This window comes from Tabrizicola sp., assembly GCF_030694085.1.
In the GTDB taxonomy this organism is placed as follows: Bacteria; Pseudomonadota; Alphaproteobacteria; order Rhodobacterales; family Rhodobacteraceae; genus Tabrizicola.
Map to the genome: position 1 here is coordinate 1 of NZ_JAUXZE010000036.1, position 23288 is coordinate 23288.

Here is a 23288-nt window from a genome sequence, read left to right on the forward strand (position 1 = left end):
TACAACCACCAACGCCCACATACTGCCCATGGCGGTCAACCTCCCGCCGTGGTCTACTTCAACACCATCGAAGCCGATCAGCAGGTGCAGGCTGTAGCTTAAACAACCCGAAAAACTGTCCAAGGATCGGGGAGTAGCTCATGCTGTTTGCTGGGATGGACCAACTTGCTTCTGCCTCCCACCGTGTTCGACAGAAAAGCCGAGCGACGCTGGGCGGGGGGCAGTCCATTTTCATTGCACTCTGGCGCGGCGGAGGACCTGTGGCAGCTTTGGGCCGGAAGCGGTCCTTCGTCTTTCCGATCGCCAAAGGGCAGAGTTTTCCCAAATCTGCTATTCCGCACAATCCGCACCCGGTTGCGCGGACACTCGCGATGCACTGCGCGATCAGATCGCCTGCGGTGCGTAATCGGCTGCGGCTTTCGGCATGACGCCCTGAAGAAGGGTCACCGACTTTTCCAGACCTTCGAGACTGTTGAGCATCACATCCTCATGCTCGATCGACAGCCAACCGTCGTATCCGCCCATCTTCAGCCGATAGCAGAACTGCCGCCACCATTCCTCGCCGTGTCCGAAGCCGAGCGTGATGTAGGACCATGAGCGCTTCTGGATGTCCATCAGAGAGCCGTTTTCCAGAAGGCTGGTCGTTGCTTGGACAGGGGCGTTCAGGAAGGTGTCCTTGGCATGGACGTGGTAGACGGCGTCACCCAGCGCCTCAGCCGCGATCAGCGGGTCAGCACCCATCCAGAACAGATGGCTGGTGTCAAGGTTCGCGCCAACAACAGAGCCGACCATCGAACGCAGCTTAAGAAGCGACGGGACGTTGTAAACGCACTGATTGCCGTGCAGCTCGAGCGCGATCCTTTCGACGCCGCAGGATTTCGACAGCGTAACAATCTCAGTCCAGAACGGCAGGAGCTTTTCCTCCCACTGATAGCGCAGCATGGTCTGCGTTTCGGGGGGCCAAGAGGAGACTACCCAATTCGGCATCAGATCGCCGTCGCGGCCAGCCGGAAGACCCGACATGGTGCAGACCGTCTTGATGCCCATTTCGCCTGCCAGACGGATCGTGTCGCGCAGGCACGCGCCCTGCGCCGGATCAGTGGGATGCAGAGGGTTGCCGTTCGCGTTGAGGGAGATCACCTCGAGCCCACGATCGGCGAAAGCCGTCTGAAACGCACGCCGCGCCTCGGCGCTTTTCAGCATGTCAGCAAGGTTCAGGTGCGGGGCGGTCGACCACCCGCCTGTGTTCACTTCGACCCCCTGCACGCCCATGCGAGCGGCGTGATCGAGCATGGTGGCGAACGGCATTGCACCTAGGCTGTCGGAAACGAAGCCGAGTTTCATGGGTCAGATCCCCTTGTGAGCGTAGAGAGATGGTTTCACTGGCATCGAGACGGGCATCCTCACGCCCTGAGACAAGGCTTTCACACCCGCCTGGGCAACAACGGCGGCGGCATAGCCATCCCACGCATCCGAAGCGATCACGGGGAACACTCCGGTCGTCACGAAGCGTAGGAAGTCCTTGTTCTGCTGGCGATAGGCTTCGGCATAGCGCGCGCGCCAGTCGCTGGCATAAGCCGCCGAATGGCTCAGCGAGGCGTCGCGGGTCGTGTAGCTAACCGCACTCATGGCGACCGATCCGCCTTCGCCGACCAACTCGGCACGGACGTCATAGCCATAGGCAGCGTTGTTGTTGATCTCGATACTGACCAGCTGACCACTGACAGTTTCCAGAACCATGAAGACCGGAGCCACAAGGGCATCGGACCGTTTCGGCTGATAGGCCGAGATCGTTGCGTATTCCGTGCCAAGCACATGGCGCACCACGTCGAACTCGTGCGGAGCGGAGTTCGTGATCGCCATAGCCCCAGTGAAATCGGACGCCGGGGTTTCGACGTTGCGGTGGAAGTTGTGCATCATCAGGGCGCGGCCCAGCGAGCCGTCGGCGAGAGCGGCTTTCATTTCGGCGTAGGATTGGTCGTAGCGGCGCATGAAGCCAAGCTGGATGAAGCGGCGGCCCGCGGCCTGTTCCGCGTCCATTACCTGCACGCACTCCACCGAAGACTGAGACAGCGGCTTTTCGCACAGCACCGGCTTTCCTGCGGCGATAGCGGCCAAGGACAACGGCGCGTGAGTGAAGTCGGGACTTGCAATCACGACGGCATCGACATCGGCCCGCGCGATCACCGCCGAAGCGTCGCTTGCCACATCGGCCGCGCCATAGGCATCGGCCACGGCCCGCGCGCGCGTTTCGGACGCATCACAGACGACCTGAAGGCTCGCCCCCGGCAGATCCTCGGCAAAGATGCGGGCGTGGTCGCCCCCCATCAAACCTGCGCCGATCACGGCGATACGGATGGTCATGTTCGTCTCCTCGTCTCTTTCATTTGCCTGCGTTCAGGCGGGCTTTCTTCTGCTCGAAGCGGGCATTCATCATGGCATCGCCCTCTTTGGTGCCGTCGTGCCAGGTGCCGAACCACTGGTCCAAGGGGATGGACCCGTCGGCATAGTTCACCTCGAAATACTTGTGGTGCAGGTAGTGCGCGAAGGCATGGCTGCTGACCGCGCCATCCGGCCCCGTCTCGATCTTGTCGAACCCGATATGGCCGACGACCGCCCCAGTTCCAGTGATGTGCAGGTGGTAAAGCACCAGGAGGGGATGCGACGGCACGATTAGGTGGATCAAGCTGTCGGACCAGTAAAGCAGATGCTCGACAGGGTGCATCGACAGCGATGACCACGGGCTTGGATTGACCGAGTTGTGGTGGACCGAGTGGATCCACTTATACAGAACCGGCACGTGGATCAGCCGATGGATGCAATAGAAATGCAGCTCGTGGATCAGCGGCAGAGCAAGGCCGAACAGGGCCAATAACCACGGATGGGCTTCGAACGTGGTCCAAGGCCCCCAACTGTTGGCCCATGCGTGCAGCAGGAAAACCTCATACGCCGTCCAGATCGGCAGGCCCGTGCCAAAGGTCCGCAGGATGTTGTCGATGTTCTGCGACTTGAACCAGAATACGTCACTGGGCACGTCGGCCGGAAACTTGGCGTTGAACTTGAACCGCGTTCCTTGGCGGCGAAGTATGTAAAGACGCAGTTCCAGTAGGCCGAAGACCAACAGAGCGGCCGCGCAGTTGCGGGCAAAGACCCACAGCACCCAGCCCCACGCGTAGGTCTGCATCGTCTCCTTCGCCGGTGTCAGGTAGAACCACCAAACCGCGCCCAAGGCGAAGAAGAGTGCGTTCCAGGGCAACAGATACCCTGGCAACCAACGCAACAGCGCCAGCGGTCGCGGCGGCCAGACCAGCAAGGGTGCGATGGTCAAAGGCTCGTTCGGGGTATAGTCCCCCCGCTTGTTGCGCGTGCCGAACTTCAGGTCATCCATGCGGCACATCCAGAGTGATCGAACGGTTTTCCAGGTCGCTTTGCCGGGCGGCATCGAGCACTGCCAAAGTCCGCGCGCCGACCTCGGCGGTCACGGGCGGTGGAGTGCCATTGCGGACGGCAGCTGCAAACAGATCATAGTAGTCGTGGTATCGCCCTTGCGCGGCTCGGATGATCTCTGCTCCGGTTACTGTTCTGAGCGTTCCCCAATGGGTTTCGGGTTCGTAACCCCATGTCGTTGGATCGGCGGCCGGCCGCTTTCCCGAAAAAAGCTGTTGCGCCTGGATGTCGGTGCTTTGCGTAACGTAGGACCCTGCCTCGCCATAGGCGCGCAATTCGCGGCAGTTCAGCCGGTTCAGCTTGGTTGCCGAGATATGCGAATGAACTCCACTTTCATGACGCAAGGTGATCGTGAAACTGGCGTCCGTGCGGCCTCCTGGCAAATTGACATGATCCATCTGTGCATCAACCGAAATAGCTGGTCCAAGCAGCCACAGCATCTGGTCGACCAGATGACTGCCCAGATCACGCAGCAGCCCTCCTGTAGGACCGGCCTCGAGCGTTGCGGGATCGTCGAAGTCCATCCGCGAATGGATGCGCCACAGGCGACCCAGACGCCGGTCAATCAAGACCTGCCTCAGCGTCTGGATATCACTGTCGAAGCGACGGTTCTGGTAGACCCCCAGCACCACACCCTTGGCCTTCGCGGCGCGGTCGAAGTCCCGCGCCCTGGCCGCATCCGGGGCGAAAGGCTTATCGGCCACGACATGGAGTCCTGCAGCAATAGCCTCGAGGACCAGTTCGCGGCGGGTTTCCGGTGGCGTGGTGATCGCCACCGCATCTACTTGGCCCGAAGCGATCATTGCCGTCAGGCTGGGATAGATCGGCTGGTCAGGCAGATCGGCTTTAGCCGCGGCGATCGTCTTCTCGGCGCGGGCTACCACCCCGGCCAACGTGCATCCGCGCGCAGCCTGAATGAACGGAGCATGGAAATGCTTGCCGCCCGTTCCGTATCCGACCACTCCGATCCGAAGCATATCAGGCCCCGACCGATGCCATGAACGCGTCGAACTCGTCGTCTGCCATCGTCACGTTATGTTCGGGTGCGGGGTAGGAACCGGACCGCACATCGGCGATGTATTCGCCGAAGGCCGCGATCCGTTCCTGTTGCAGCTTCGCGAACTCAGCGGCGAAGTTGCGATAGGTCTTGGCGTGGCGCGGCTTGTGGCCGTCGGTATGGCCCAGCACGTCCTCGGCGAACAGATATTGCGCATCCGCCCCCGGCCCGCCGCCCATACCCAGCATGATGAGCGAGGAGTTCTTCGACAGGAATTCGCCCAGACGGTCCGGCACCACCTCAAGCTCGGCCCCGAAACAACCGATGGCTTCCAGGCGCTTCACATGCTTCCAGACCTGCTCTGCCTCGACCGCGGTCTTTCCGACGGCCCGCCAGCCTGTCCAGGTGATGTAGGATGGGATCAGACCGACATGGGCGACAACCGGCAGGTGGTTGTCGCACAGTGTCTTCTGGATTTCGTAGGACGCCGAGCAATAGAAGCAGTCGCCGCCCATCTCTGAGAACTGGAAAGCGGCGCGCAGGTAGTCTTCGGGCGTTGCGAGATAGGACCCGTTCAGGCGACCCCATCCGCCATAGGGCAAGCCGACCTGCACGAAGCAGCTTCCGGCAGCTTCGCGCATGGCCGGGGAAAAGAAGCGCGCTTCAATCGACAGCATGTCGATACCAGCCGCGCTGGCGGCAGCGGCCTCGTCCAGCGTCGAGACATAGAGCATCGAGATCTTCTGACCCCGCGCCTTCATGGCGCGCATGTCATGGACCGTGGGGCGGGATGATTTGTGCATGATGTCCTCGGGCTCAGTCAGATTTCAACAAAGACGTCGCCGCCTTCGACTTTGACCGGGAAGGTCTTCAGGTTGATGCAGGCTGGTGCCCGCTTCGCCTCACCCGTGCGATAGTCGAACGTCGCGTTGTGCTTTGGGCATTCGACGATGCCCTCCATCACCAGGCCGCCGCAGAGATGCACATGCTCGTGCGAACAGATGCCATCCATCGCGAAGAATTCATCCTCTTCGCTGCGGACGATGATGAAGGTCTGGCTGCCGTGGTCGAAGCGGATCATGTCGTCGGGTTCGATGTCGTCGGTTGCGCAGGCGCGGGTCCAGCTGGGCATGATGTGTTGCCTTTGTTCAGGTTGGTGTTTTTGCCCGTCCGGTCGCGAGTGAACCGCAACCGGACGAGGCTTTGCCGGACGGCGGGGGAAGGACTCCCGCTCCGGTGTTCCGTCACGCCACGCGGGGCGTCTTCTCGTCGTCCTCGCCAAAGGCGCTTTCGATCTCAGCCTCCAGGTTGGCCATCGACGCGCCACCGGCCATCAGATCGGTGATCTCCTCGCGGGTCTTTTCACCCTTGCGGAAATCCGAAGCGATGGCCCCGCGGATAAGGACGGCGAAGTGGTCGCCCACGGCCATCGCGTGCATCACCTGGTGGGTGATGAAGATGACCGCCAACCCGCGCCGCTTGGCTTCGTTCACGATCCGCAGGACGTGGGTCGCCTGTTTCACGCCCAAGGCGGCCGTGGGCTCGTCCAGGATCAGCACCCGCGCCCCGAAGTGCACGGCGCGTGCAATCGCCAGCGACTGCCGCTCGCCACCCGACAGGCCACCGACCAGACGATCGCCATCGGTGATGCGGGTGATGCCAAGCTTTTGCACCGCCTCGACCGCAATGGCGTTGGCCTTTTTGCGATCGTAAACCTTGAACGGACCCCAGCCCTTGGTTGGCTCGACACCGACAAAGAACGACCGGCCGATGGACATCAGCGGGAACGTCCCACCGAACTGGTGAACGGTCGCGATGCCCTTTTCCGCAGCCGCGCGCGGGTTGGGGAAATGGTCTTCCTTGCCGTCCATCTCTATGCGGCCGGCGGTCGGTTGATAGACCCCGGACATCAGCTTGATCAGCGTCGACTTGCCGGCACCGTTGTCGCCCAGAAGGCACAGAACTTCACCCGCACGGACTTCGAGGCTGATGTCGTGCAAGACGTCGATGGGCCCGAAGCTTTTGCTGACGTTCGATAGCTTGAGGATCGGAGCGGCCATCACTTGGTTCCTTTCTTCGGCGTGTAGCTCAGCGCCGCCTTGCGGAAGGTGTTGTTCATCAGGACCGCGCCAAGAAGCAGGACGCCGATGATGAGGCTCGCCCAGTTGGCATCAAAGCCGGTGAAGTAGATGCCTTGGGACACTACCGCGAAGGTCAGAGTGCCCAGAACGATGCCGAAGACCGACCCGTATCCTCCGGTCAGCAGCACGCCGCCGACGACGACCGAAATGATCGAGTTGAAGATGTAGCTCTGCCCGGCCGACACCTGCGCCGAGTTGTAGAGGATGGCTTGGCTCAGGCCGACGAAAGCAGCGCTCATGCCAGAGCAGACAAACAGCATCACTGTCATACGCTCGGTCGGGATGCCCGCGTTGCGAGCGGAAACCTTGTCGCCCCCCATTGCGAAGATCCAGTTCCCCAGAGGCGATGCGTGCAGCACGAAACTCCAGAACAGCGCCGCCCCGATCCACCAGAAGATCGTGACCTGATAGATTCCGGCGATGAAATCACCCAGCAGCCACTTCGCCTCCGGCACCTTGATGGCGACACTCGTGGTGCCTGTAACCAGAACCGAAAAGCCCAGCGTCATGCCTGCCACCGCGAACAGCGTTCCCAGCGTGACGATGAAAGACGGCACTGCGGTGCGGATCACGAGGATGCCGTTGATCAGCCCGATCACCGCCCCAAGGGCCAGAGCCGCCCCGACCCCGATCCAGATCGGCAGATCGTAATAGCCAGAGATGATCGCGCAGGTCATCGACCCGGCGGGAATGATCGAGCCGATGGAAATGTCCAACTCGCCCGCGATCATCAAAAGCCCGATCGGGATCGCCACGATGCCAAGTTGTGCCGCCACGTTCAACCAGCTTGCCGCCCCCGTGGGCGAGGCAAAGTTTGTCCCACCGAAGGCCGTGAAAAACAGGAACACGGCGACAAGGCCAAGGAACGAGCCGGTTTCAGGTCGGCGCAGCAGCGCACCGATGGAAAGGCTGGGGGATGAGGACATGATGGTTCTCCGAATGGTCGGGGCCAAGAACAGAGACCGGCGCGGTGCCGGTCTCCGAAGTGTCTTAGCGGACGCCCGCAGCCACACCGGCCAGCGTCGCATCGACGTTCGATGCATCGACGATGCCCGGTCCGGTCAGAATCTGGCGCGTTGGCACACTGAGGCCGTAGTTGACGTAGTTGTTCAGGATCGTGACGGCGAGGAAGCCCTGGTAGTAGTCTTCCTGATCCATCGCAAAGAGCTGGGTCCCGGCCTTGATGTTGTCCAGGATGGTCTGGTCCATGTTCATCCCGCCCAGCTTGACTCGGTCAACCGCACCCGCTTGCGCGATCGCCACATTGGCCGAAACCGCGTCCATGTTGCCTATGGTGTAGACGCCGGTCACATCGGCATTCTGCTGAAGGTAGGCAGCAACGGCCTGGGTGACGGCGGTCGCATCCCCGAACGAGGTCGAGGGCAGCGGCAGCTGCTCGGCCGAGCCGCCGTTCTTGGCCGCTCCGTCGGCAAGACCCTTGCACTGGGCCTCGAGGTTGGCCGCACCCGGAAGGGTGTTCACGCAGATCAGCTTGGTCTGGCCGTTCTTGACGAAGTATTCGCCTGCTGCGAGTCCGGTCTGGTAGTCGTCCGATCCGACATAGTTCATCGCGCCAAGACGGTCTGCCGCATCGACTCCACCGGCATTGTAAATCACCAGCGGGATGCCTGCATCGACGACGGCCTTGAAGGCTTCGTCCATCGCTTCCGGCACCCAGTTCGGCGCGACGATTGCGGTCGCACCCTGCGAAATGGCGGTGCGGATCAGGTTGGCCGCGTCAGGGCCGAGGTTGTCGTAGTTCTGCGGCCCAAGCCACGTCACCGATCCGCCCTGTTCGGCAACCAGCTTGCCTGCGTCATCAGCACCACGTTTGACGATGGACCAGAACGAGTCATCTGCCTTGCCGCCGACCACAAAGATCTTCGCGCCTTCGGCCATTGCCGCCCCGGCGCTCAGCGCGATGGCTGAAACGGTGGCGAGCGTGGTCAGGATTTTGGTGTATTTCAAGGTCTCTCTCCCTTTGGCGTCCACGGGGAAAAGCCCCGTGGACGAAACAGTTTCTCTTTATGGGTGGATTACCGGTAACCGGCGCCTGCACCGGCCAGCGTTGCGTCGATGTTGGACGCATCGACGATCCCTGGCCCGGTCAGAACCGGTGTCGTCGCCAGGTCGAGGCCGTAGTTGACGTAAGCATCCGACATCGTGACGGCGAGGAAGCCTTGTAGCCAGGGCTGCTGGTCGATGGCATAAAGCTGGGTGCCAGCCTTGATGCGGTCCAGTCCGGCCCCGTCCATGTCAAAGGACGCCAGGGCGACCTTGCCAGTAGCACCGGCCTGATCGATGCCGGTGGCAGCGCTGTTGGCGTCACCCGCCGATACGGTCACGACTCCGTCGATGGTCGGGTCTTTCAGAAGCGTCGCCTTGATCGCCTCGGCGACAGCGGTCGGATCGCCGAAGCTGGACGCTGGAAGCGGCAGCTGGGTCGAAACGCCACCGGACTTGGTGATGCCATCCGAGATGCCCTTGCAGCGGTCCTCAAGGTTCTGCGCGCCCGGAACGGTGTTGACGCAGATCACGTTCTTCTGCCCGTGCGATCCGAAGTATTCGCCACCGGCCAGACCTGCGGGATACTCTTCGTTGCCGATATAGTTGATGGCACCCAGTTCCTTGGCCTTGTCGCCACCGCCCGCGTTGTAGAGCATGACGGGGATACCGGCGGCCAGAGCAGCCTTGTAAGCTTCGTCCATCGTGTCCGGCACCCAGTTCGGCGCGGCGATGACGCTGGCACCCTGAGAAATGGCGGTTCGGATCAGATTCGCTGCGTCGCCTCCGATGTTGTCGTAGTTCTGGAGCATCAGGTAATTGACGCTGCCGCCGTGCGCTTCGACGACAAGCGTTGCGTCGTCGATCCCCTTCTTGACCTTGGCAAAAAACGGGTCGTCCGCCTTGCCGCCCACCACGGCGATGGTGGTGCCTTCGGCCATGACGGCACCTGCCGTCAGCGTCAGTGCCACGGCCGTCAGCGCTGCGCGCATGAAGCCCTTGGAAAATGTCATCTCTGTTTCCTCCCTGATATGCCGCCCGTCTGGCGGTTTTCGCTTGGATGTTTGACCATTCGTCGGTCGAATGGCCGGTTCTTTCCGGCAGTGCAGACCTCCTCGTCTGCGCTGCCGAAATTCGGTGCTGCTCAGGCTGATCTTGCGTTGAGCTTGGCTTTCTTCTTTTCGAAACGGGCATTCATCATGGCATCACCCTCTTTCGAGCCGTCGTGCCAAGTGCCGAACCACTTATCCAAGGGGATCAGCCCCTCGCCGCCGTAGTTCACTTCGAAGTATTTGTGGTGCAGGTAGTGCGCATAGGCTTCGCTGCTGATCGCCTTCTCGTCGGTCAGTTCGAGCTTTTCGAAACCGATATGCCCGTTGATTGCCCCGAAGCCCGCAACATGCAGTTGGAACAGCGCCACGATCGGGTTCGACGGGATCACCAGATGCCAGAAGGCCACGGCGTGATATAGGAACCCTTCGACCGGATGCATCGACAGCGACGACCAGGGGCTCGGGTTGATCGAGTTGTGATGAACCGAATGGATCCACTTATAAAGTAAGGGCGTGTGAATCAGGCGGTGGATGAAGAAGAAGTGCACCTCGTGGATGGCAGGCACGATGAAGCACAGCGCCGCGAGGTAAAACGGGTTGTCCGCCCAGGTCAGCCACGGAGCGTAGCCCGATGCAAACGCGTGCAAGAAGAGAACTTCCACCAGCGTCCAGAGCGGGATCGATATGAAGAAGGACCGCAGGAAGTTGTCGATGTTCTGCGACTTGAACCAGAACACGTCAGACGGGTTCTCCGACGGGAACTTCGCATTGTATTTGAAGCGGTTTCCCTGTTTGCGCTTGGCGTAGTAGAACAGTTCCACTGATCCGTAGATCACAAAGATCGCGCCTGCGTTCACCGCGTAAAGCCAAAGCGCCCAGCCCCAGGACAGGGTTTTCATTACCTCGGGGTCAGGTATCACGAGATACCAGTAGGCTAGAGTGATCGCCATGTGCAGCGTGTTCCACGGCCAGATGTAGTTTGGAAGCCAGCCCAGTATTTTCCCGGGCTTGAGCGGCCACTGCCAGAAGGGCGCAACCTCCAGCGGATCTTTCGGAGCCCAGTCGCCCCGCTTGTTACGCGTGCCGTATTTCAGATCGTCCATCGTCCACTCCCGCTTCGTCTGGTGACAGGCAGCAAAAAGCCGCGCCCGGCAAAGCCGTGCTTGCGCTGCGTTGTTGCTCGAATGCCCCCCGTCTGGCGGTCCTGCGTCCAAAGGCCTCAGGTCCGCGCTTGACGAATGAATGACGCCTTGACGTGAATCAAATCAAGCGCAGATGATGGTCAGGATGAAATATCGTTTCTTCTATCTCAAGATTCGGTAGTTTTGAGATAAATTGTCTCATGGAGGCTGCATGGACCGCCCCACTATCCGCGACCTAGCAAAGGCTTCTGGAGTCTCTGTTTCCACGGTGAACCGCGTGATCGCAGGCGACGTGGGCGTCACCGCTGCACGTCGCGATGCAGTCAAGGAAGCTGCAGAAAGAATTGGGTTTTATGGGCTGGGAACGATCCAGAGCCGGGTCGCATCCAGCCGCCCCAAACTTCGTTTCGGTGCATTGCTCTTGCAACCTCACCGCCCCTTCTACCAGAACGTCGCGGCTGCACTTCGTGACGCGGCCGCGTCAGTGACTGAAGCCGACATCGAGATGCGAATCGATTTTCTGGAAGACCTCTCGCCGCAGAACACCGCAGAGGCCGCTCTGGCCCTGGCACAGGAGTGTCAGGCCATCGCCATCACGTCGGCGGTCCACCCGCAAGTCATCCACGCTGTCGAAGAAATCGCTGCGCGCGGCGTGCATGTCTTCGCCTTTATCACCCAGCTGTCGGCGGCAGGGCAGATGCATTACATTGGACTCGACAACTGGAAGGTCGGTCGCACGTCGGCCTGGACCATTGCGAGCCATTGCAAGAAACCAGGCAAGATCGGCATTATCACGGGCAGCCACCGCTATCGGAACCAGGAGATGAAAGAGATCGGGTTCCGCTCGTATTTCCGCGAGAACGAGCCGGAATTCACCCTACTGGAACCGCTGTCCACCTACGAGTCCTCGACCGTCGCGCAAGAGGTGACGGAAAAACTCATGACCGACCATCCAGATCTCGCGGGGCTCTACATCACGGGCGGCGGCATCAGCGGGGCGATCGCCGCGCTGCGCGCGCACGGCACCGCAGGCAAGATGGTTGTCATCGGGGACGAGCTGACAAACGTCACCCGCACCGCCCTACTGGATGGCACGCTAACCCTGGTCATCTCCCACCCCCTAGACCGCATGTCCCGTGACCTGATCCGAGGCATGGTCAAAGCCACCACCAACCGCCATGGCGGCAACTGGTCAAGCGTGACTCCATTCGACATGCATAATCGGGAGAACATCTGATCTAGATGCCGGTGGCTCAAGCATTCGCAGATGCGAATGACCGATTTTCGCGGCCGCGGCGATAGGTTCCGAGCAGGTTGAACGGACGTTTTGGGCCAAGAGGGGTCACTCGATGATGGGAGCGGAGGATTCATCCATCCAAGACCGGCTGGGGCAAAGTGCTTCCCCATCGACGTAAGGACGTTTCTCTAGGACTTCGCGTTCGCAGAAGCTCCAAGTCTAACCACTCTGTTCCCACCCGACCGCACCGGTGCACGCAGGTAAGTAACTCATGTGACCAACCACATGAGAGACGATATGACCAACCCCTATCAAAACACCGCGACCGAAAGACTAATCACTGACCGTATCCGCGACCTCGAACACAAGACGACCCAGGCCGAGATCGCCAGCGAGGCGGGCTTCCCCAACGCGAACATGATGACCTTCCTGAAGAACGGTCGGAATAAGGTCCCCCTCGACCGTGTGCCGTCCCACGCGAAGGCGCTGGAGGTCGACCCCGCTTACCTGATGCGGCTTGCGCTCGACCAGGCAGTCGGCGCGACGGCAGCGAAGGCGATCGTGCCCTTCATGTGCAAGGGCAAGCAGTCCTGATAGAAGGGCAAGCGATAAGGTGATGGCGGTTCGGTTCATCTCGGACAACCCGTGGGTGCGCCTGCAACAATCCGGAGGAGCGGCGTAAAACTTCATGCGCAGGTTCGGCGCGTCACAGAACGACGGTCTGTGGCAGTCGGAACAGGCGATCGGGGATTCTTGCGCGCAAGACAGGCGACTCCGGTCGGGAGCTTTCGCCAGCCTGCTGCAGGGCGACAGACTGCGGCCCAGCGGGCGGGACCACGGCTAGGCTTGCCGGACAGCAGATGCCGCCCGGATCGCTGGTGCAATTCAGGGCGGAGTCCGCCAGCTGCTTCGTGTTATCCCCGACGCAACGGCCAGTCATGACGGCGTGGTTCTCGTGGATCGCGTTGGGTCCAGCGCCGAACTTGGCCGGAGCTTGCAGCACCGGCGCCAAGAAGGCAGTAAGAAGGATGGACAGCGCAAGCTGCCGCAAGGCTGTCCAGCCCTGCATCCAAGGGGGAAAGTCAATTCCGGCAGCGGCCATGCAGGCAGGTAAGCGGGCGGGTTGGTTATCCTTGGGTGTCCGGTCCGGCCTTGAGGCCTACGTCGTGCCTGCTCGGCATCCTGTGTCGCTGCGCGGTTGACCAAACGGTGAAGAGCCGCCCCAGATCTGCGACAGGGTGTCCCCGTCCCCGCATTGAGGTTCACCCCAAAGCGAAGGCGGCATTGCCAACCATCAGTCACAAAAGCTTAGACATCCCCTGCTACTCGACCGCCCTCAGCTTCGACCACTGGAAGGCCAGCAGTGGCACGACGATCCATTGCAGGACCGGGGTCACGCCCGTGCCCAGCCCGGGAAAACGCGGCATGGCGTCCCGGTAGGCCCAGACGCCCCGCACTTCTGTGTTCAGCCATTCCGAGAAGACTGTATAGCTCAAGGCAAGGAGCATGGTGGCAGCAGCGACCGCGCCGAACCGCTTCAGGGGCCAGGCGCTTCGGCCGACCACGGCCAGAGACAGAAGTAGGCAGACACTTGCTATCATCACGTCGCCGACCGTGCAGTGCAGGACGGCATAGGCGATCTCGCCCCAGGTGCCCTCGACCCAGAAGGTGTAAAGCGGCATGTGCCCCAACTCCCACAGGAGATTGCCCGACGCCATCGCGCCAAGGAAACGCAGGATGGTCCGTCGTTGCAGAGGCGAGACGGCGGGCAGGGTCATGGTCTACTTATCGATCAGGACATCGGTCCAGGTGACGCCCGCGTCGTCCGAGACGACGAGCCTCCCCTTGGCGGAGAGTGCCGCCAGACGTAGCGGATCGACCGATGTAGTGGTCAGCAGCAGGAGATAACCGTCCGGCAGGTCGCCCGAAACTAGGGTGATCTCTCCGCCAGCGCCGACCGTGACCAGCCCCTGACCTAGGTCGACCGCCCGGACCACGCCATCTGCCCCGGAATCTACGGTCGATACCGGAACGTCCTCGATCATCGCTGTCCAGGTCGCGCCCATATCGGCACTGAGGAACAGGCCCGCCTCGGTTGCAGCGTATAGCAGCGCGGCGTCCTCTGGCGAGGTGGCGATGTCGATCAGCTTCTCCGGGGCCTGGCCCGAAGCGTCCCAGGTCTGCCCGCCATCCGCGCTGCGCTGGACTCGGCCGTCATGGCCGATACCGTAGATCACTACGGGGTCGGCTCGGCTTACCTCCATGTTGTGGAAGTCGACCGGCCCGTCCAGGCCGTCCGAGACATGGGCCCATGTCTGTCCGCCATCCTCGGTGCGGATGATCCCCAGGTTCCCTCCTGTCGCAGGATGGCCACTGGCGAAGGCCGTGCCGGGGCTGCCCGGGACCGCCGAGTAACTCATGAAGTCATCCTGCGACGGACCCAGCCGCGTCGCTGTGTCACTTGCCAGATCAACGGCCCAAAGGCCGTTGTGAGTTGCAAGCGTCAGGCTGTCCACGCCGCCTGCGCCGGGGCCGATCCCGTGGACATGGGTGGCTGCCATGAGGTCGGACAGTGGCATCGTCTCCTGGGCGGCGACGGGCGTGGCGAGGACGGCGATCAATGCCAGACGGTGGATCATATGGTTCCCCTTCATGCCGACACCACGAACTCGGTCATCATGCCGGTGGCAAGGTGCGGCATGTGGTGACAATGCAGCATCCAACGTGCGGCCTCTCCTGCGTCGAGCGCAACGGTGACCATGCTCATCGGCGGCACATGGACCGTGTCGCGCAGGGCCCCGGCGATGGCACGGCCGTTCAGGGCGACGACCTGGAAATGATGGCCGTGCAGGTGCATCGGATGGGCCATCATCGACATGTTGTGGTAGGTCAGCGCGACCCGTTCCCCGCTGCGCGCCTGCACGGGTCGGTGGGTGCCCCAGCTTTGGCCGTCGATGGTCCAGAGATAGGGCATCATCGACCCGCCCAGCATCAGACTGTCGCTGCGATCCACTGTGCGGTCCGCCAGTGGCTTCACGGCGCTGAACAGCGCCTCTTGCTCCAGGTCAGCCGAGAAGGCCGGATGCGTCGTGTCTGACAAAGATGATAGCCGCTCGACCGCCGCGCCTTTGCTGGCGAGGATGATCCCCGTCCGCTCGACCGCGCCCTCGCGTAGCGCAAGCACCGGGAAGGCCCCGCCTTCTACCGGCAGGTCCAGCTCGATGTCCAGCCGCTGGCCCATCGCCAGACCGAAGCGCGTGCCCGCGACAGGGTTGATCGGGTTCCCGTCGGTGGCCACCGCCCGGCCCTGCAGCGCACCGGTATCAATCCAGAACACCGTCGCAGCCGAGCCGTTGATGATGCGGAGCAGCACGCGACCACCCTTGTCGACCGCCACGACCTCGGGGGCGTCAAGCGTCCGGTCGTTGGCGAGATAGGCGTCGAAGTTGAAGTCGTTGAGGTCCATCGCCCCCATCGACATGCCGCCCATCACCGCGCCATCCATCATGCCGGACATGTCGTGACCCATCCCCTCCTTGCCATGCGCCATGCCGCCCATGTCATGCGTCATGCCTCCCATGCCTCCGGTGATCTCGGCCAATACCTCCTCGGCGGGCCGGAAGCTGAGGTCGTGGAGCAGGACCAACACCTCCTGCCGGTCAGCGGCAAGGTCCTCGGGCCGCCGCACGATCAGGGGCGCGGCAAGAAGCTCCATCTCCTGCACCGGGATGTGCGAATGCATCCAGTGCGTGCCGGGCGTGGCGGCGAAGTCGAAGGACCGCCGTTCCCCCGCAGCAAGCGCGGGTTGCGGCATGTCGGGCACGCCGTCCTGAGCATTGGGCGGGATCTGACCGTGCCAGTGAAGGATTGTCTCCGTGTCCAGGTCGTTCACGAGGTCGACGCGAAAGGCCTCGCCCGGGTTCAGGACAAGGCCGCTTCGACCCTGGTCGTCCAGGATTCCCTTCACACTGACGGCACGACCGCCGATGTCCAGCGTGCGGGTCGTGGCACGCAGGCTGCGCAAGGGCGTCTCGGCCCGCAAGCTGCGCGGGAGAAGAAGGGGGGCGGCAAGGGCCGCGCTGGCGGCAAGGAAGCCGCGACGAGAGAGGGATTGCATGTTCGTTGCTCCGAAACTGTTGGCGCCAAGAGGCGCTGATCTGAAGGGGAAGAAGGTCAGATCAGGTGTTTCGGCGGGCGTTCCGATGGGTCCGGCAGCCGAGATTGCAGCAAGCGCACAACAGCGCGCGGCGATTGGGCCCCGATCAGGAACGGCATCAGGACCGGCTCGGCCGGGGCCAGAAGGCCCACGATTGCGCAATGCTGCTTGCAAGCCTGGCTCGCGTGACCAGACACCGGCATCTGATGGTCAGGCCCATGTGCGGCATGGACCGCGTCCTGCGACACTGCCAGCATCGTGCACGGCGTATTCGCCTGCGCCGGGCCCAGGGGGGCCAGCAGCAGGGCGAACGCGCAAATCAGGGCCAGTATGCGCAGCACCGATCAGTCTTCCTTTCTTGGCGCAGGTTGGCAGCTTCCTTTGGGGGCGGGCATGACCAGGATCAATCCCGCGCGCCCCCGGGCCTGTTCTTGTGCGGCGTCAGGCCGGGGCGAACCCGGCCTCGGCCAGCGCCGCGCGGACGGCGGCCTCGGGCAGTCTGGTTTCAACCGCGATGGTGCGGGCGGGCAGGTCCGGATTGACCCGGGCTTCGGCGTCCACCGCCTGGATAGCGGCCGTGACGCCCCGGGCGCAGCCGCCGCAGTTCAAGTTGGGGATATGTAGGGATAGCATCGGTTGGTCTCCTTGGGCCGGATCCGTTCCAGCCTTTCTTGTGTGAAGATGGGGCTTCCCACCGTGGGAAGGTCAAGACCCTGGCGCGAATTTTCCGGCATGGGGGATCAGATACTTGCCCGCCTCAGCCGCAGCGCGTTCAGCACGATCGAGAGGGACGAGGCGCTCATCGCGAAAGCAGCAAAGATCGGGCCGATCAGGATGCCGGTGAACGGATAAAGCAGACCCGCCGCCACCGGGATACCTGCCGCGTTGTAGATCAGCGCGAAGAACAGGTTCTGCCGGATGTTGCTCATCGTCGCGCGCGAGAGTTTGTGCGCCCGGACGATGCCGTCGAGGTTGCCCTTCACCAGCGTGAACCCTGCACTTTCGATCGCCACATCCGCCCCGGTGCCCATCGCGATGCCCACGTCGGCCTGCGCCAGCGCAGGGGCGTCGTTGACGCCGTCGCCGGCCATCGCCACGCGGTGCCCAGCTTCTTGCAACTCGCGGATAACGCGGGCCTTGTCCTGCGGCAGCACATCGGCGCGGATCTCGTCGATCCCAAGGCGCGCGGCGACGGCCTGCGCCGTGCGGGCGTTGTCGCCAGTCGCCAGTCGCCATGATGATCCGCAGGCCCTGCGCGTGCAAAGCCTTCAATGCGGCGGGGGTGGTTTCCTTCACCGGGTCGGCCACGCTGACCAAGCCGGCGACCGCCCCGTCCAGCACGACGAACATCACCGTCTCGCCCTGGTCGCGTCGAGCATCGGCCTTGGCGACCAGAGCTTCGCCGCTGAGGCCCATATCCTGCACCAGCCGCAGGTTGCCAAGCGCGACCGGACGGCCATCGACGACGCCCTTCACGCCTTTGCCGGTGATCGCCTCGAAATCGCTCGCCTCGACCATCTGCACTCCCCGCTCCTCGGCCCCGCGCACGATGGCTTCGGCCAGCGGATGCTCCGACCCACGCTCCAGCGAGGCGGCAAGGCGCAGCACCTCGGCCTCGTCGTGGCCGGGTTCCGGCAGGACCGCGATCAGCCGGGGCTTGCCTTCGGTCAGAGTGCCGGTCTTGTCGACGATCAGCGTGTCGATCGTCTCGAACCGTTCCAGCGCCTCGGCGTTCTTGATCAGCACCCCGGCCTGCGCGCCGCGCCCGGTGGCGGTCATGATTGACATCGGCGTCGCCAGCCCAAGCGCGCAGGGGCAGGCGATGATCAGGACAGAGACCGCTGCGACCAACCCGTAAGAGAGCGCCCGTTCCGGCCCCCAGATCGCCCAGGCGAGGAATGCCAGAACCGCCACAGCCATGACTGCGGGCACGAACAATCCCGCGACATAGTCGGCGTATTTCTGGATCGGCGCACGCGACCTTTGCGCTTTGGCGACCATCTCGACGATCTGGCTGAGCACCGTATCCGCCCCGACCCGCGTCGCCCGGATCACCAGCGCTCCGGTGCCGTTGATAGTGGCCCCCGTCACCGGGTCGTCAGAGACCTTTTCAACCGGAACCGGCTCGCCCGAGATCATGCTTTCGTCGACCGAGGATCGCCCCTCAATCACGACCCCGTCCACCGGGATCTTTTCGCCCGGCCGGACCCGCAGATGGTCGCCGACCTGAACCTCTTCCAATGGCAGTTCGGTCTCGGTCCCGTCGGGCCGGATCACCCGCGCGGTCTTCGCCGCAAGGTCCAGCAGCGCCCGGATGGCGCGGCCTGTGCCCTCGCGGGCTTGCAGCTCCATCACCTGACCGACGAGGACCAGTGTTACGATCACCGCCGCCGCCTCGAAGTAGAGGCCGACATGGCCATGCTCGTCCCGGAAGCCGTCCGGGAAGATATGTGGTGCGAAGACGCCCACCACGCTAAACGTCCAGGCGGCCAGCACCCCCATCGCGATCAGGCTGAACATGTTCAGCCGCCACGTCCGGAACGACACCCAGCCACGAACGAGGAAGGGCCAGCCACAATAGAGGACCACCACCGTCCCCAGCGCCAGTTCGATCCACATCGACTGCTTCTCGCCAAAGACCTCTCGGATCCAGCCCAGCCCGAGCAAAGGCCCCATGCCGAGGACGAGGAGGGGCAGCGTCAGCGCGACCCCCACCCACATCCGGCGGGTGAAATCCACCAGTTCGGGGTTCGGGCCTTCGTCCAGTGCGCCGGTCGCATCCCTCTCCAGCCCCATGCCGCAGATCGGGCAGGAGCCGGGTTTGGTCTGCCGCACCTCGGGATGCATGGGGCAGGTGAAGATTACCCCGCGCCACCCTTCGGGCACCTTGTCAAAGCTGCCCGTCGCCACGGACTTCGCCCTGATTGCGGGTTCTTCGACCGGCGCCAGCGTCATGCCGCATTTCGGGCAGTTCCCCGGTCCGTGCTGTTGCACCTCGGGGTGCATCGGGCAGGTGTAGATCCCGTGCGCTTGGCTGTGATCGTGGGTCATGGCGGCCTCCATTTTGATCTGGGACTTCAGCGAACGCGGTCGAAGGCCCGCGTCTTGCGCCGGTCGCGTGTCCTCGAAAGCGGCGCCACGGCCTCGGTGCTGCCGAGCGTCTTCAGGATCGGGCAGTCGGGCCGGTCGTCGCCGTGGCAGTGTGAGGCCAGGTGCAACAGCGTGTCGGACATGTCCTTCAATTCCTGCATCTTCTTCTCCAGCGCCGCGACGTGGCCCATCGCGATCTCCTTCACGCTGGCGCTGGCCCGGGTGCGGTCGCGCCAGAGGGTCAAAAGATCGTCGATCTGCTTGACCGTGAAGCCCAGGTCGCGGGCGCGACGGACAAAGCGCAGCGTCTGCAGGTCGTTGTCCGAGTAGACCCGGTATCCCGACAGGGCCCGCGTGGCGGGGCGGATCAGGCCGGTCTCCTCGTAGTAGCGGATCATCTTGGTCGAGATTCCGGTGGCCTTCGCGATATCGCCGATGTTCATGACTCATCTCCCTTCTGGGCGACCAAGAACAGCCTGCGCCTTCCCATCGTTGGAAGGTCAAGCCCTAAGTGCGACCTTGCTTCAGAAGGCATGGTCGGTCGCCAAAAGCCGCCGAAGGCGCGGCAACTGCTCGGCCGCCGTGCCCCAGATCGCCTTGCCGTCGACCAGGGTGATGGGCGCGATCCGCAGACCGGTCCGGCGGCGCGCCTCGTCGGCGATGCGGGGATTAGTCAGGTCGCGCTCGACAAAGTGGACGCCTTGGGAAGTCAGCCAGCGCTTGAGCGTGGCGCAGTCGGGGCAGGTGGGGGTGGTGTAGATTTCGACATGGGAATGGGACATCGGTGCCTCCTTCAGGACAGGGTTTGCGCGGACAGGGCCTCTCCCGGCGCGTGACGCGCCGGGTTCGCAGGGGCGAAGCGCTTGAGCCGAAGGGCGTTGCCCAGAACGAAGACCGACGACAATGCCATCGCGCCAGCGGCCAGCATCGGCGACAGGAGCGTGCCGTTCAGCGGGTAAAGCACCCCCGCCGCCACGGGGATCAGGGCCGCGTTGTAGGCAAAGGCCCAGAACAGGTTCTGCCGGATGTTGCGCAGCGTGGCCCGGGACAGACCGATGGCTTTGGGCACGCCACCCAGGTCACCACCCATCAGCACCACATCGGCGCTTTCGATGGCGACATCCGTGCCGGTGCCAACGGCCAGACCCACATCCGCCTCGGCCAGCGCCGGGGCATCGTTGATCCCGTCGCCGACGAAGGCCACCTTGCGGCCCCCGTCACGCAACGCCTTCAGCGCGGCCACCTTGCCCTCGGGCAGGACCTCGGCCACGACTTCGTCGATCCCAAGCTCTGCCGCGATGGCCTCGGCCGTGCGCCGGTTGTCGCCGGTGATCATCGCGACCTTCAGACCAAGCTTGTGCAAGGCGGCAATCGCAGCCGGAGTCGTGGGCTTGATCGGATCGGCGACAGCCACAAGTCCTGCCACCTTGCCGTCGAGTGCGACGTAAAGCGGGGTCCGCGCACGGGAGGCAAGCGCAGCCGCAGCCTCGGCAAAGGCCGTCACGTCAAGGCCAAGCGAGGTCATGAACCGGTCAGCGCCCACTTCGACCAGGCGGTCGGCGACGCTGGCACGGATACCGTAACCCGGGATTGCCTCGAAGGCGTCGGCCTCGGCCAGGATCAGCCCTTCAGCCCGTGCCGCTTCGGTGATCGCGGTGGCGACGGGATGCTCGGAAACGCTCTCGGCAGACGCGACCAGGGCCAGAACGACCGAACGAGCGTAGCCCTCAGCTAGCACCATGTCGGTCAGCACCGGGCGGCCTTCGGTCAGGGTGCCGGTCTTGTCCAGTGCGACCACATCGACCGAGGTCAGGCTTTGCAGCGCCTCGCCATTGCGGAAGAGGACCCCCAGTTCCGCCGCCCGCCCGGTGCCAACCATGATCGAGGTCGGGGTGGCCAGGCCCATCGCGCAGGGGCAGGCGATGATCAGGACGGCGACCGCGTTGACCAGCGCGAAGGTGATCGCCGGGTCGGGACCCCAGATCCACCAGACGCCGAACGTCACAGCTGCGGCCAGCATCACCGCGGGCACGAACCACGCCGTGACCTTGTCGACCAGCGCCTGGATCGGCAGCTTCGCCCCTTGCGCGCTTTCGACCATGCGGATGATCTGCGACAGCATCATGTCCGCGCCGACCTTCTCGGCCCGGTAGGTGAAGCTGCCGGTCTTGTTGATCGTGCCGCCGGTGACGGACGCACCCTCGGACTTCATCACCGGCACCGGTTCACCCGAGATCATCGCCTCGTCCACGAAGGAGGAGCCCGTCAGCACCGTGCCGTCGACTGGGACACGGTCGCCGGGGCGGACCTGGACCACGTCGCCCGGCTGCACCTCGTCCAGTGCGACATCGACGAACTCCGCACCGCGCAGGACGCGGGCGGTCTTGGCCTGAAGACCCATCAACCGGCTGATCGCCTCGGAGGTGCGGCCCTTTGCCTTGGCTTCCAGAAAGCGGCCCAGCAGGATCAGCGTGACGATGACAGCGGAGGCCTCGAAGTAGACGTTGGCCGTGCCCTGCGGAAGCAGGGTGGGCGCGAAGGTCGCCACGACCGAATAGGCCCAGGCAGCGGAAGACCCCAGCACGACCAGCGAGTTCATGTCAGGCGCCAGACGCAGAAGCGCCGGGACGCCCTTGCGGTAAAACCGCAGGCCGGGGCCGAACTGCACGATTGTCGCTAGGACGAAATACAGCAGATACAGCGGCGTCCGACCCACGCTCATCGCCAGCCAGTGGTGCAGTGCCGGGATGAGGTGACTGCCCATCTCCAGCAGGAAGATCGGCAGGGTCAACCCGCCCGCGATCAGAAGGTCGCGCTTCAGGCGACCCTGTTCCTCCGCGCGCGCGGTGGCCTTGCCGGTGGCATCGACCCGCGCCGCCTGCGGCTCATACCCCGCCCCGCGGATCGCGGCCTCAATGGCACGGGTCATCGCGGGTGAGCTGTCGGTGGTCTGCACGGTCGCCCGTTCGGTCGCCAGGTTGACCGAAGCGGTCAGCACGCCCGGCACGGCGGCAATCGCCTTCTAGACCCGCAGAACGCAGGAGGCGCAGGTCATGCCTTCGATCCCGACTTCCAGCGTCGCGGCCTCGACGTCGTAACCAATACCGCGGATCGCCGTGATCACTGCTTCGCGGCCCGGAGCGTCTTCGTAGCGGATGTCGGCGCGCTCGGTCGCCAGGTTGACCGAGGCGGAGGCCACGCCGGGAACCCGGGCGATGGCCTTCTCGACCCGCGAAACGCAAGAAGCGCAGGTCATTCCGGTGATGCCGAGGCTGTCCTGGGCCGTCCCGGACGGGATTTCGATGACGTCCTTCATGGTGGGAATCCTTTCGATGCGATGTGCGTCGAATCGGGTTCTGGGGCTTCCAACGATGTCAGGGTCAAGCGAGTTCTCACGGCCTCTGGAAGCCCCTCTGGACAAGAAACGGGCCGGGAATTCGTTCCCGGCCCGATCCGTGTGCGTCTCAGCCGACGTGCTCAAGCGGCGGTATATCCGGCCTCGGCGACCGCAGCCTTGATGACCTCCGGCTTGGCAGAGGTCTCGACCCGGACAGTCCGGCCGGGGACGTCGGTCACGACCTCGGCCGCCGGATCGACGGACTTGATCGCCGCCGTCACGCCACGCGCGCAGCCACCGCAGGTCATTCCGGGAAGGGTCAGTTCAAGCATTTTCAGATCCTTTCATTGCTGTCGGCGAAGGTGCCGTTCAGCCGACATGGGGCTTCCCAGTGTTGGAGGGTCAACACCCCGGCCGCGGAAGAATTTTCTGACCGACCGCTTGACCCTGACAGCGTTGGAACCGCGACGACAGGGAGGACCGGGCGATTCGCCCCGGCCCAACCCCGGTCTGCGAAGGACTGAAAACCATGACACCCTTACTCGATCCAAAGCGGTGGAAGGCGCTGGCGCTTCTGTGCGCCGCGCAGTTCATCGTGATCCTCGACACCTCGATAATCGGCGTGGCCTTGCCCGCCATCCAGGCTGACCTCGGCTTCACCGACGAAGGTCTGAGCTGGATCTTC

General features: G+C 63.4%; 21 protein-coding genes and 2 pseudogenes. 2 read left to right on the top strand and 21 right to left on the bottom strand.

Annotated elements, in window-relative coordinates; genetic code table 11:
• Positions 1-384: 384 nt before the first annotated feature.
• The 11 genes from Q8M85_RS08680 to Q8M85_RS08730 form a co-directional block, all read right to left on the bottom strand.
• Positions 385-1344 carry a sugar phosphate isomerase/epimerase gene (locus tag Q8M85_RS08680; RefSeq protein ID WP_305543032.1) on the bottom strand — a complete coding sequence of 320 codons (960 nt, stop codon included), beginning with the start codon at positions 1342-1344 and terminating at the stop codon, positions 385-387.
• 3 nt (positions 1345-1347) lie between these two features.
• Entirely contained in the window at positions 1348-2364 is a 1017-nt protein-coding gene (locus Q8M85_RS08685; RefSeq protein WP_305543035.1) for a Gfo/Idh/MocA family oxidoreductase, read from the bottom strand.
• A gap of 19 nt (positions 2365-2383) precedes the next feature.
• Positions 2384-3388: a sterol desaturase family protein gene (locus tag Q8M85_RS08690; RefSeq protein ID WP_305543038.1), complete on the bottom strand. Its 1005-nt coding sequence runs from the start codon at positions 3386-3388 to the stop codon at positions 2384-2386.
• Positions 3381-4424, bottom strand: a complete 1044-nt coding sequence (locus Q8M85_RS08695) for a Gfo/Idh/MocA family protein (RefSeq protein WP_305543041.1) — start codon at positions 4422-4424, stop codon at positions 3381-3383. The genes Q8M85_RS08690 and Q8M85_RS08695 overlap by 8 nt, the downstream gene beginning before the upstream one ends.
• Position 4425: 1 nt before the next feature.
• A complete protein-coding gene (locus tag Q8M85_RS08700) occupies positions 4426-5247 on the bottom strand; it encodes a 3-methyl-2-oxobutanoate hydroxymethyltransferase (protein WP_305543044.1) in 822 nt (273 codons plus the stop codon).
• Between the two features lie 17 nt (positions 5248-5264).
• Positions 5265-5576, bottom strand: a complete 312-nt coding sequence (locus tag Q8M85_RS08705; RefSeq protein ID WP_305543046.1) for a MocE family 2Fe-2S type ferredoxin — start codon at positions 5574-5576, stop codon at positions 5265-5267.
• Positions 5577-5688: 112 nt separating this feature from the next.
• Positions 5689-6504 carry an ATP-binding cassette domain-containing protein gene (locus Q8M85_RS08710; RefSeq protein WP_305543049.1) on the bottom strand — a complete coding sequence of 272 codons (816 nt, stop codon included), beginning with the start codon at positions 6502-6504 and terminating at the stop codon, positions 5689-5691.
• On the bottom strand, positions 6504-7511 hold the full coding sequence (locus tag Q8M85_RS08715) for an ABC transporter permease (protein WP_305543052.1): 1008 nt from the start codon (positions 7509-7511) through the stop codon (positions 6504-6506). The genes Q8M85_RS08710 and Q8M85_RS08715 overlap by 1 nt, the downstream gene beginning before the upstream one ends.
• 64 nt (positions 7512-7575) lie before the next feature.
• A complete protein-coding gene (locus Q8M85_RS08720; RefSeq protein WP_305543055.1) occupies positions 7576-8553 on the bottom strand; it encodes a substrate-binding domain-containing protein in 978 nt (325 codons plus the stop codon).
• Positions 8554-8621: 68 nt separating this feature from the next.
• Positions 8622-9602 (bottom strand): sugar ABC transporter substrate-binding protein, encoded by a 981-nt coding sequence (locus tag Q8M85_RS08725; RefSeq protein ID WP_305543058.1) that lies wholly within the window; start codon positions 9600-9602, stop codon positions 8622-8624.
• A gap of 131 nt (positions 9603-9733) precedes the next feature.
• Positions 9734-10744 carry a sterol desaturase family protein gene (locus tag Q8M85_RS08730; RefSeq protein ID WP_305543061.1) on the bottom strand — a complete coding sequence of 337 codons (1011 nt, stop codon included), beginning with the start codon at positions 10742-10744 and terminating at the stop codon, positions 9734-9736.
• 250 nt (positions 10745-10994) lie between these two features.
• Here Q8M85_RS08730 and Q8M85_RS08735 point away from each other — a divergent pair, with 250 nt between their 5' ends.
• Together Q8M85_RS08735 and Q8M85_RS08740 are read left to right on the top strand one after the other, a co-directional pair.
• A complete protein-coding gene (locus Q8M85_RS08735) occupies positions 10995-12020 on the top strand; it encodes a LacI family DNA-binding transcriptional regulator (RefSeq protein ID WP_305543063.1) in 1026 nt (341 codons plus the stop codon).
• Positions 12021-12317: 297 nt separating this feature from the next.
• Positions 12318-12614: a hypothetical protein gene (locus tag Q8M85_RS08740; RefSeq protein WP_305543066.1), complete on the top strand. Its 297-nt coding sequence runs from the start codon at positions 12318-12320 to the stop codon at positions 12612-12614.
• A gap of 728 nt (positions 12615-13342) precedes the next feature.
• Here Q8M85_RS08740 and Q8M85_RS08745 read toward each other — a convergent pair.
• The 10 genes and pseudogenes from Q8M85_RS08745 to Q8M85_RS08790 all read right to left on the bottom strand — a co-directional run bounded on the left by Q8M85_RS08745 (position 13343) and on the right by Q8M85_RS08790 (position 22935).
• Positions 13343-13798 carry a hypothetical protein gene (locus tag Q8M85_RS08745; RefSeq protein WP_305543074.1) on the bottom strand — a complete coding sequence of 152 codons (456 nt, stop codon included), beginning with the start codon at positions 13796-13798 and terminating at the stop codon, positions 13343-13345.
• 3 nt (positions 13799-13801) lie between these two features.
• Positions 13802-14659: a hypothetical protein gene (locus tag Q8M85_RS08750; protein ID WP_305543077.1), complete on the bottom strand. Its 858-nt coding sequence runs from the start codon at positions 14657-14659 to the stop codon at positions 13802-13804.
• An 11-nt stretch (positions 14660-14670) separates the two neighbouring features.
• Positions 14671-16137: a multicopper oxidase family protein gene (locus Q8M85_RS08755; RefSeq protein WP_305543079.1), complete on the bottom strand. Its 1467-nt coding sequence runs from the start codon at positions 16135-16137 to the stop codon at positions 14671-14673.
• Positions 16138-16193: 56 nt separating this feature from the next.
• Positions 16194-16517, bottom strand: coding sequence for a hypothetical protein (locus Q8M85_RS08760; protein ID WP_305543082.1), 324 nt, complete (start codon positions 16515-16517; stop codon positions 16194-16196).
• Positions 16518-16617: 100 nt separating this feature from the next.
• Positions 16618-16809 carry a heavy-metal-associated domain-containing protein gene (locus tag Q8M85_RS08765; protein ID WP_305543085.1) on the bottom strand — a complete coding sequence of 64 codons (192 nt, stop codon included), beginning with the start codon at positions 16807-16809 and terminating at the stop codon, positions 16618-16620.
• A gap of 107 nt (positions 16810-16916) precedes the next feature.
• A pseudogene (locus Q8M85_RS08770) lies at positions 16917-19227 on the bottom strand (copper-translocating P-type ATPase).
• A gap of 26 nt (positions 19228-19253) precedes the next feature.
• The gene (gene cueR, locus Q8M85_RS08775) at positions 19254-19709 is read right to left on the bottom strand and encodes a Cu(I)-responsive transcriptional regulator (RefSeq protein WP_305543088.1); all 456 of its coding nucleotides are present in this window, start codon (positions 19707-19709) and stop codon (positions 19254-19256) included.
• 81 nt (positions 19710-19790) lie between these two features.
• Positions 19791-20048, bottom strand: coding sequence for a glutaredoxin domain-containing protein (locus Q8M85_RS08780; protein WP_305543089.1), 258 nt, complete (start codon positions 20046-20048; stop codon positions 19791-19793).
• Between the two features lie 11 nt (positions 20049-20059).
• Positions 20060-22582 (bottom strand): annotated as a pseudogene (locus Q8M85_RS08785) (heavy metal translocating P-type ATPase).
• A 161-nt stretch (positions 22583-22743) separates the two neighbouring features.
• Complete coding sequence (locus tag Q8M85_RS08790; RefSeq protein ID WP_305543091.1) at positions 22744-22935, bottom strand: heavy-metal-associated domain-containing protein; 192 nt, start codon at positions 22933-22935, stop codon at positions 22744-22746.
• Positions 22936-23288: the final 353 nt, after the last annotated feature.

Bases quoted from the DNA above. Each gene is read 5' to 3' on its own strand.
- Q8M85_RS08725 (WP_305543058.1), bottom strand. From the start codon at position 9,602: ATGACATTTTCCAAGGGCTTCATGCGCGCAGCGCTGACGGCCGTGGCA.
- Q8M85_RS08690 (WP_305543038.1), bottom strand. From the start codon at position 3,388: ATGGATGACCTGAAGTTCGGCACGCGCAACAAGCGGGGGGACTATACC.
- Q8M85_RS08695 (WP_305543041.1), bottom strand. From the start codon at position 4,424: ATGCTTCGGATCGGAGTGGTCGGATACGGAACGGGCGGCAAGCATTTC.
- Q8M85_RS08705 (WP_305543046.1), bottom strand. From the start codon at position 5,576: ATGCCCAGCTGGACCCGCGCCTGCGCAACCGACGACATCGAACCCGAC.
- Q8M85_RS08780 (WP_305543089.1), bottom strand. From the start codon at position 20,048: ATGTCCCATTCCCATGTCGAAATCTACACCACCCCCACCTGCCCCGAC.
- cueR (WP_305543088.1), bottom strand. From the start codon at position 19,709: ATGAACATCGGCGATATCGCGAAGGCCACCGGAATCTCGACCAAGATG.
- Q8M85_RS08680 (WP_305543032.1), bottom strand. From the start codon at position 1,344: ATGAAACTCGGCTTCGTTTCCGACAGCCTAGGTGCAATGCCGTTCGCC.
- Q8M85_RS08735 (WP_305543063.1), top strand. From the start codon at position 10,995: ATGGACCGCCCCACTATCCGCGACCTAGCAAAGGCTTCTGGAGTCTCT.
- Q8M85_RS08710 (WP_305543049.1), bottom strand. From the start codon at position 6,504: ATGGCCGCTCCGATCCTCAAGCTATCGAACGTCAGCAAAAGCTTCGGG.
- Q8M85_RS08730 (WP_305543061.1), bottom strand. From the start codon at position 10,744: ATGGACGATCTGAAATACGGCACGCGTAACAAGCGGGGCGACTGGGCT.
- Q8M85_RS08745 (WP_305543074.1), bottom strand. From the start codon at position 13,798: ATGACCCTGCCCGCCGTCTCGCCTCTGCAACGACGGACCATCCTGCGT.
- Q8M85_RS08755 (WP_305543079.1), bottom strand. From the start codon at position 16,137: ATGCAATCCCTCTCTCGTCGCGGCTTCCTTGCCGCCAGCGCGGCCCTT.
- Q8M85_RS08790 (WP_305543091.1), bottom strand. From the start codon at position 22,935: ATGCTTGAACTGACCCTTCCCGGAATGACCTGCGGTGGCTGCGCGCGT.
- Q8M85_RS08700 (WP_305543044.1), bottom strand. From the start codon at position 5,247: ATGCACAAATCATCCCGCCCCACGGTCCATGACATGCGCGCCATGAAG.
- Q8M85_RS08740 (WP_305543066.1), top strand. From the start codon at position 12,318: ATGACCAACCCCTATCAAAACACCGCGACCGAAAGACTAATCACTGAC.
- Q8M85_RS08685 (WP_305543035.1), bottom strand. From the start codon at position 2,364: ATGACCATCCGTATCGCCGTGATCGGCGCAGGTTTGATGGGGGGCGAC.
- Q8M85_RS08750 (WP_305543077.1), bottom strand. From the start codon at position 14,659: ATGATCCACCGTCTGGCATTGATCGCCGTCCTCGCCACGCCCGTCGCC.
- Q8M85_RS08715 (WP_305543052.1), bottom strand. From the start codon at position 7,511: ATGTCCTCATCCCCCAGCCTTTCCATCGGTGCGCTGCTGCGCCGACCT.
- Q8M85_RS08765 (WP_305543085.1), bottom strand. From the start codon at position 16,809: ATGCTATCCCTACATATCCCCAACTTGAACTGCGGCGGCTGCGCCCGG.